Here is a 7,301-nt window from a genome sequence, read left to right as displayed (position 1 = left end):
TGAAGCGCGGCCGGTGCTCATGCACCGGCCGCGCTTGTGTTTGCGGCGTCAGCCTGCGATGTGCGCGCGGACCTTCTCGACGAGTTCAGTGAATGCTCGACCACGGTGAGACACCGCGTTCTTCTCTTCCCGGCTGTACTCCGCCAGGGACCGTTCCTGACCTTCCGGGATGAAGATGGGGTCGTAGCCGAACCCGCCCGAACCGCGAGGTGCGCGGGCCAGTGTTCCCGGCAGGGCACCTCGGCAGACGATCTCGGTTCCGTCGGTGTCGACAAAAGCTGCCGCACACACAAAAGCGGCTCCTCGGTCGGCGTCCTTGACGTCGGCCAGCTGAGCCAGCAGCAGCCGGTTGTTGGCGAGGTCATCGCCGTGGGCACCGCTCCAGCGGGCCGAGAAGATGCCCGGTGATCCACCCAGAATGCTGACGGTCAGGCCGGAATCGTCCGCAAAGGCGGGCATGCCGGATTCAGCAGCGGCCGCGCGGGCTTTGATGAGGGCGTTCTCTTCGAACGTCGTGCCGTCCTCCACGGGGTTGGCCAGTCCCAGAGCCGATGACGTCACAACCGTCATGCCCGGCAGGGTGCGCGACAGGATCGCTTCGAGTTCAGCGCGCTTGCCTTCGTTCCCGGTGGCAAGGACCGCGCGTTTGCCTTCGCCGCCGCTCATGCTTCGAGGGCTTCTTTCTGCAGGCGGGTCAGCTCGGCACAGCCGGTCGAAGCCAGGTCGAGCAGTGTGCCCAGTTCGGTGCGATCGAACGGCTCGCCTTCTGCAGTTCCCTGGATTTCGATGAACTTGCCGGAGCCGGTCATGACGACGTTCATGTCTGTTTCGGCCTTCGAGTCCTCTTCGTAGGGAAGGTCGAGAACCGGGGTGCCGTCGACGATGCCGACGGAGACGGCCGCCAGTGAGTCTTTCAGCACCTGGGCGTTCTTGGTGATCCAGCCGAGTTCGCGGCCCTTTTCGATTGCGTCGTGCAGCGCGAGGTACGCCCCGGTGATCGCTGCCGTGCGAGTGCCGCCGTCGGCTTGGAGGACGTCGCAGTCCAGCTGGATGGTGTTTTCGCCCAGCTGCGCGGTGTCGACAACGGCACGGAGGCTGCGGCCGATGAGGCGGGAGATTTCGTGGGTGCGGCCGCCGACTTTGCCGCGGACGGATTCGCGGCTTGAGCGGGTGTGGGTTGCGCGCGGCAGCATGGCGTATTCGCCGGTGACCCAGCCAGTGCCCTCGCCTTTGAGCCAGCGGGGCACGCCTTCGGTCAAGGATGCGGCGCACAGCACGCGGGTGTTGCCGAACTCCACGAGCACGGAGCCTTCGGCGTGGTCGAGCCAGCCGCGCTGGAAGGAAACGGGTCGAAGCTGATCGGCCGTGCGGCCGTCAAAGCGGGTCATGACTGCTCCTCAATGTTGTTGTTCGGCGCTGGCATCTGCCGGTTTTTACGGCTGCTGCGCGCGGATTTCCCATGTGCGGTCAGGTACCGCAAGGTCGATTGTGCCGCTGTAGTGGCGTTCTGCCGCGGCGGTGACGGTGTCGGAATTGGTCCAGGGGGCGATGTGGGTCAGGACCAGCCGCTTGGTGCCGGCTTCCTGTGCTGTGCGGCCGGCTCGTTCACCGTTGAGGTGAATGCCGCGCACTGTGTCGCGGCCGTCTTCGAATGCGGCTTCGCACAGGAAGAGGTCGGCCTCACGCGCGGCTGTGGTCAGGTTCTCGCAGGCGTCGGAGTCACCGGAGTAGGCAAGCACCGCGCCGTTGTATTCGATCCGCACGGCGTAGGCCTCGACCGGGTGGTGCACCAGGTGCGGGGTGATGGTCACGGGGCCGACCGTGAACGGCTGGCCGTCGCGCATGTCGGTGAACTCGAATGCCTGCTCCAAACCGTCCGAGGTGGAATCGGCTGGGACGGGGCTTGCTCCGGGATCCGTGTGGTGGGCTGCCGTGAGCCTTTCGCGGGTACCGGCCGGACCGTACACCGCCAGACGGTTGGGTGGGCCTCCGGCGTCGAGGAACCGCGGGTCGTAGCGGTGCATGACGTAGAGTCCGGTGACGTCGAGGCAGTGGTCAGGGTGCAGATGGCTGAGCACCACCGCGTCGATGTCGGTGTGGTTGATCCAGCGCTGCAGCGGCCCCAGTGCGCCCGAACCCAAGTCGAGCACGATGTTCCACGTCCGCTCGGCTTCAATCTGCAGCAGATAGCAGCTGGCGGCGGCGTGGGGTCCCGGGTAGGAGCCTGACGTGCCGATCGCAGTGAGTTTCATCATCGGCCGTCTCCGTCCAACTGATTCATGAACAGTTCTGTGAAGCGCTCCTGCATCCAGGACAGGAAGTCGTAGATGGACAGCAGGGCGGCTTCGTTGTCGTCCAGGTTGTCGTCATTGTCGTAGAGCTGCTGCATGTCGTCTTCGGTGACGATGCCCAGCCGACTGGTGATGACCAGGCGGACGTCGGTGAGCCCAATCATCCAGGCGTGCGCTTCGTCGTGGCCGATGTCGGCGGGGCTGGTGCGGCTCAGGGTGAAGAGGATGGTCTGCAGGTTCGCGATTTTGCCTTCGCGGATGTCGTTTTCGGTGTAGCGGCGGAATTCGGCGGAGGCTTCTGGGTTTTCCGGGTCGGCGTCCGGCAGCAGCCGCAGAAGCGCTGGGTCGGTGGGGCGTTCGCGATCTTCTATGCCGACCATCTTTGCCAGCGGGTCGTCGCTTTCGCTGTCGGACCGGCTGTCGAGCAGGGTGATGGTGTCGCTGACAACACGGGCGATGATCGCCTTTTCTGTGTCGTCGAATTCCAGTTGGGCGAATTCGGAGTTTCCAGGCGAGATCTTCATGCCGCTCCCCCGGAGTCCATCTGGCGGCAGGAGGCCCACAGGCCGAAGCCGTGCATGGCGGCCGTGTCTTTTTCCATTTCTTCGCGGGATCCCTGGGACACGATGGCTTTGCCGTCGTAGTGGACCTGCCGCATGAGTTCGGCGGCTTTTTCGCGGGAGTACCCGAAGTAGGACCGGAACACGTATGTCACGTAGGACATGAGGTTGACCGGGTCGTTGAACACGATCGTCACCCACGGCAGAGCAGGATCGGTCTGGACGTCGGCGAGGACGTCCGATTCTGCGACGGGCATGGCGGTGGTGCTCACAGCTCTCAACTGTATTGCACGGAGTGCCAAAAGACCCGCTGTGTGGTCCGATATGCTCGCGAGTATGCGTGAACTCACAACGCCTGACGGACCTTCGACCGCTCTTCTTACCGACCATTACGAACTGACGATGCTGCAGGCGGCGTTGGATGCCGGCACTGCGGACACTCCGTGTTTGTTTGAGATGTTCGGGCGCAGACTTCCCGCGGGCCGCCGCTACGGCGTGGTTGCCGGCACCGGCCGCTTTCTGGAGGGATTGAGCCGGTTCCGGTTCGGCGATGCTGAGCTGCGCTTCCTGCGTGACACGGGTGTTGTGTCCGAGGACGCTCTGGATTGGCTGGCGGATTACCGGTTCTCGGGAACGATCCGCGGCTACCGGGAGGGCGATGTCTATTTCCCCGGTTCGCCGCTGCTCATTGTCGAGGCCTCGTTTGCCGAAGCCGTCATTCTGGAGACTCTCGCCCTGTCGGTGTACAACTACGACAGTGCTGTTGCTGCCGCGGCTTCGCGCATGAGCGGTGTGGCTCGAGGCCGCCCGCTGGCGGAGATGGGTTCGCGGCGCACAAATGAAAGCAGCGCTGTTGCCGCGGCCCGCGCGGCTGTTGTTGCCGGTTTTTCTTCTACGTCGAACCTCGAAGCGGGGCGTCGGTATGGTCTGCGCACGATTGGCACCTCGGCACATTCCTTCACTCTTCTGCACCCAACGGAAGAAGATGCCTTCCGCGCGCAGATCAATTCGCTCGGCGCTGACACGACTGTCCTGTTGGACACCTATGACGTTGACGCTGCACTCGAAACGGCAGTTCGCATTGCCGGGCCGAATCTTGGCGGTGTGCGCTTGGATTCGGGCGACTTGGGCATTCAGGCGGCCGAGGTGCGCGAAAAGCTCGATGCGCTGGGAGCGCACAACACGACGATCACGGTGACGAGCGACCTCGACGAGTACGCGATTGCGTCCTTGGCTTCTGCCCCGGTGGATTCCTACGGTGTTGGCACGCGTCTGGTGACCGGCTCTGGTGCGCCGTCCGCGAACCTCGTCTATAAGCTCACGGCCCGGCAGGATGACGAGGGCACGTGGCACTCGGTGGCGAAGAAGGCTGCCGGCAAGGGCTCGCACGGTGGTCTCAAGACCGCCCGGCGGGTGCTCTCAGGGGGCACCGCCACGCAGGAGGCAATCGGTGTGCCTCACCTGCCCGACAGCGTCGGCGAAGGGCGGGATCTGCAGGTGGACTTTGTTGTCGATGGGGAAATCGACGACAGCTTCACAGGCCCCGAGGCGGTTGTCCGCGCTCAGGAAATGCACCGGGCCGCGATGGCGGAGCTGCCGCGTTCGGCTCGCCGCCTCCAGGAAGGCGACCCGACGATCCCCACGATCTTCTACGACGCCTAAGCGGCGGCCCGGGTAATCAGCGGCGACTATTTTCTGCCGACGAACCAGCGCTGCAGGGTGTTGATGCGGTCGAGGATCTGTTCGCGGCTGGCCTGCGCAACGGCCGGTCCCCCACAGGCACGCCGCAGTTCCAGGTGAATGGAGCCGTGCGGTTTTCCTGTGCGGCGGGCCCACGCTCCGACCATGGACTGCAGTTTGCTGCGGTCTTCTTTCAGTGCGCGGTGCTGCAGCTCTGCTGCTTCCGCCTGCGGCTGTGGTGGGGCGGCCTGGCCGCTGCTGCCGCGCCGTTTGACCTGTTCGGCCTGCCGGGCGCGCAGGAGTTCGGCCACCTGGTCGGGTTCGAGCAGACCGGGCAGGCCGATGAAGTCGAGTTCGTCCTCTGAGCCGACGGCACCTCCGGCACCGAATTCACCGCCGTCGAACAGCACCTTGTCGAATGACGCCTGTGATTCCAGAGCCTCGTAGGCTCCTTCGTCCAGCGACGATGACGCATTTTCGTTCCTGTTGGCCTGCTCCATCGCTTCGTCGTCGAGCAGGTGCTCATCGTCTTCGACGTCTTCGCGTCTGATGTCGAGCGCGTGGTCGCGTTCGACTTCCAGGGAGTTTGCCAGTGCCAGCAGGATCGGCACGGATGGCAGGAAGATGGAGGCTGTTTCGCCGCGTTTGCGTGCGCGCACAAAACGGCCGATGGCCTGTGCGAAGAACAGCGGGGTTGCCGAGGATGTCGCGTAGACGCCCACCGCCAGGCGCGGCACGTCGACGCCTTCTGACACCATGCGCACCGCGACCATCCACCGGCGGTCGGACTCTTGGAATTCATCGATCCGATCACTGGCGCCGGCTTCGTCCGACAGGACGACGGTGACCTCTTCGCCGGTGATCTGCTTGAGCTGTTTTGCGTAGGCGCGGGCGGTGCTCTGGTCGGTTGCGATGACAAGACCACCAGCGTCAGGGACCGTGCGCCGCACTTCGCTCAGCCTGATATCGGCTGCTTTGAGGACGGCGGGGATCCATTCGCCCTTGGGGTCCAGAGCGGTTCGCCACGCTTGAGCGTGAACGTCCTTTGTCGCATCAGCTCCCAGGAGGGTTTCCATGACATCGCCGGTTTTGGTCTTCCAGCGCATATTGCCCGAATAGGTCATGAAGATGACCGGGCGGACCACGCCGTCTTCCAGGGCCCGCGAATAGCCGTAGGAGTAGTCAGCCTGCGAGGTGCGGATGCCTTCGTCATCGGGTTCGTAGACGACGAACGGAATTGCAGCGGTGTCTGAGCGGAAGGGCGTACCGGTCAGCGACAGGCGCCTGCGGGCGGGACTGAAGGCCTCGCGAATGGCGTCACCCCAGGACAGTGCGTCGCCGGCGTGGTGCACCTCGTCGAGGATCACGAGGGTGCGTGCGCGGGCCGTCCTGTTGTGGTGCAGAACGGGTTTTGCGGCCACCTGCGCGTAGGTGACTGCGACACCGTGAAAGCCGGGGGCGGTTGAACCGTCGCTGTTCTTAAAGCGCGGATCGAGCTTGATGCCGACACGGCCGGCTGCATCGGCCCACTGCACTTTGAGGTGCTCTGTGGGGGCTACGACGGTGACGCGGTCGACTTTGCGCTGAGCCAGCAGTTCGGCTGCCAGGCGCAGTGCAAAGGTGGTTTTACCTGCCCCTGGTGTTGCGACGGCGAGGAAATCTCGCGGTTCGGTGGTGAAGTACTGTTCGAGGGCTTCAGCCTGCCAGGCACGAAGCTTGCCGGCTGTACCCCACGCTGCGCGTTCGGGATAAGCCGGAGGCAGATGTTCTGCTGCCGAGGTGCCCGGAACTCTTCCGGGTACGTTCACTGGTCGTCGGGCTCCTGGGGGCCTTCGGGCATGGATTCGTAGATTTCTCGGCAGGCCGGGCACACGGGGAATTTCTGGGGGTCACGGGAGGGAACCCACACCTTGCCGCACAGGGCGACGATGGGTGTTCCGGTGACCATTGCCTCCATGATCTTGGCTTTGGGGGCGTAGTGCGAAAAGCGTTCGTGGTCGCCGGGTTCGGTCAGCTGCTCCTGTTGCTGACGTTCGATGGTGGCGCTGCCACCGGGAGCCGAGAACGTTTCAGACATGCCAGCATTCTAGCCGCCTAGACTGATGGCTATGGATACACCCCAACGTGATCTTGTCGGCATTGATGAGTACCGCCGTCTGACCGGCTATATGTCGACGGGCCTTGCTGTTCTCACCTGTGCGAGGGGTTCGCACACCGCGGCGATCACTGTTGATTCCTATATGAGTGTGTCGTGGGATCCGCCGACGATGGCGGTTTCTGTCTATTCGGGTTCACGGATGATGGAGGCGCTGGATACCGCAAGCAGGTACACGCTGAGTGTTCTGTCTGCAGGCCAGCAGGATACTGCAGAGTGGCTTGGAACGCCGGGACAGCCTATCTATGGACTGTTGTCACAGATCCCCACGGAGACGACCGAATTGGGCGAGGTGGTCATTGCCAACTGCCTTGCCTACTTCACCGTGGACATTGCGCAGCGGACGGAGATAACGACTCACACGCTTGTGTCTGGCCCGGTGGTGGATCAGGGTGAGCGAAACACTGACGGTACTCCCCTGCAGCGCTTTCACCGGTCCTATGGGACGTTTACTGAGCGGAGCTGAGTTGCAAAGCTGAGAGCGGATACAAAAAATCCCCGGGTGGCATGAAGCCGCACGGGGGCCAGAACTCAAAGGAAACAACACCACCAGTAACCGGAAGGCGTTGTGAGTTCATTTTAGAAATGGGTGAAGGCCCTGCAGGTGCCCCGGGG

At 63.7% G+C, this 7,301-nt stretch carries 9 protein-coding genes; 2 read left to right on the top strand and 7 right to left on the bottom strand.

Annotation, left to right across the window (positions count from 1 at the left end; genetic code table 11):
- Positions 1-48 precede the first annotated feature (48 nt).
- The 5 genes from rdgB to clpS are packed head-to-tail and all read right to left on the bottom strand — an operon-like array spanning position 49 to position 3,108.
- Positions 49-666 (bottom strand): RdgB/HAM1 family non-canonical purine NTP pyrophosphatase, encoded by a 618-nt coding sequence (gene rdgB / locus HMPREF3172_RS08035; RefSeq protein WP_062019624.1) that lies wholly within the window; start codon positions 664-666, stop codon positions 49-51.
- Complete coding sequence (gene rph / locus HMPREF3172_RS08030) at positions 663-1,388, bottom strand: ribonuclease PH (protein WP_062019622.1); 726 nt, start codon at positions 1,386-1,388, stop codon at positions 663-665. Before rph ends, rdgB begins: the two co-directional genes overlap by 4 nt.
- A 45-nt stretch (positions 1,389-1,433) precedes the next feature.
- Positions 1,434-2,255: an MBL fold metallo-hydrolase gene (locus tag HMPREF3172_RS08025; RefSeq protein WP_083274219.1), complete on the bottom strand. Its 822-nt coding sequence runs from the start codon at positions 2,253-2,255 to the stop codon at positions 1,434-1,436.
- Positions 2,252-2,815 carry a DUF2017 domain-containing protein gene (locus HMPREF3172_RS08020; RefSeq protein ID WP_070516669.1) on the bottom strand — a complete coding sequence of 188 codons (564 nt, stop codon included), beginning with the start codon at positions 2,813-2,815 and terminating at the stop codon, positions 2,252-2,254. The genes HMPREF3172_RS08025 and HMPREF3172_RS08020 overlap by 4 nt, the downstream gene beginning before the upstream one ends.
- Positions 2,812-3,108, bottom strand: a complete 297-nt coding sequence (gene clpS, locus HMPREF3172_RS08015; RefSeq protein WP_070516673.1) for an ATP-dependent Clp protease adapter ClpS — start codon at positions 3,106-3,108, stop codon at positions 2,812-2,814. Before clpS ends, HMPREF3172_RS08020 begins: the two co-directional genes overlap by 4 nt.
- Positions 3,109-3,187: 79 nt before the next feature.
- Here clpS and HMPREF3172_RS08010 point away from each other — a divergent pair, with 79 nt between their 5' ends.
- Positions 3,188-4,513 (top strand): nicotinate phosphoribosyltransferase, encoded by a 1,326-nt coding sequence (locus tag HMPREF3172_RS08010; RefSeq protein ID WP_070516667.1) that lies wholly within the window; start codon positions 3,188-3,190, stop codon positions 4,511-4,513.
- Positions 4,514-4,539: 26 nt separating this feature from the next.
- Here the strand turns inward: HMPREF3172_RS08010 and HMPREF3172_RS08005 are convergent, their stop codons facing one another.
- Complete coding sequence (locus HMPREF3172_RS08005) at positions 4,540-6,339, bottom strand: DEAD/DEAH box helicase (protein ID WP_070516665.1); 1,800 nt, start codon at positions 6,337-6,339, stop codon at positions 4,540-4,542.
- Positions 6,336-6,608, bottom strand: a complete 273-nt coding sequence (locus tag HMPREF3172_RS08000; protein ID WP_061943832.1) for a DUF3039 domain-containing protein — start codon at positions 6,606-6,608, stop codon at positions 6,336-6,338. The genes HMPREF3172_RS08005 and HMPREF3172_RS08000 overlap by 4 nt, the downstream gene beginning before the upstream one ends.
- Positions 6,609-6,639: 31 nt before the next feature.
- Here HMPREF3172_RS08000 and HMPREF3172_RS07995 point away from each other — a divergent pair, with 31 nt between their 5' ends.
- Complete coding sequence (locus HMPREF3172_RS07995; RefSeq protein WP_070516671.1) at positions 6,640-7,152, top strand: flavin reductase family protein; 513 nt, start codon at positions 6,640-6,642, stop codon at positions 7,150-7,152.
- The last annotated feature ends 149 nt before the right edge of the window (positions 7,153-7,301 follow it).

The organism is Brevibacterium sp. HMSC08F02 (assembly GCF_001807555.1).
GTDB lineage: Bacteria > Actinomycetota > Actinomycetes > Actinomycetales > Brevibacteriaceae > Brevibacterium > Brevibacterium ravenspurgense.
The sequence above is the reverse complement of the archived record's forward strand: the minus strand, read 5'-3'. Positions and strand labels throughout refer to the sequence as shown.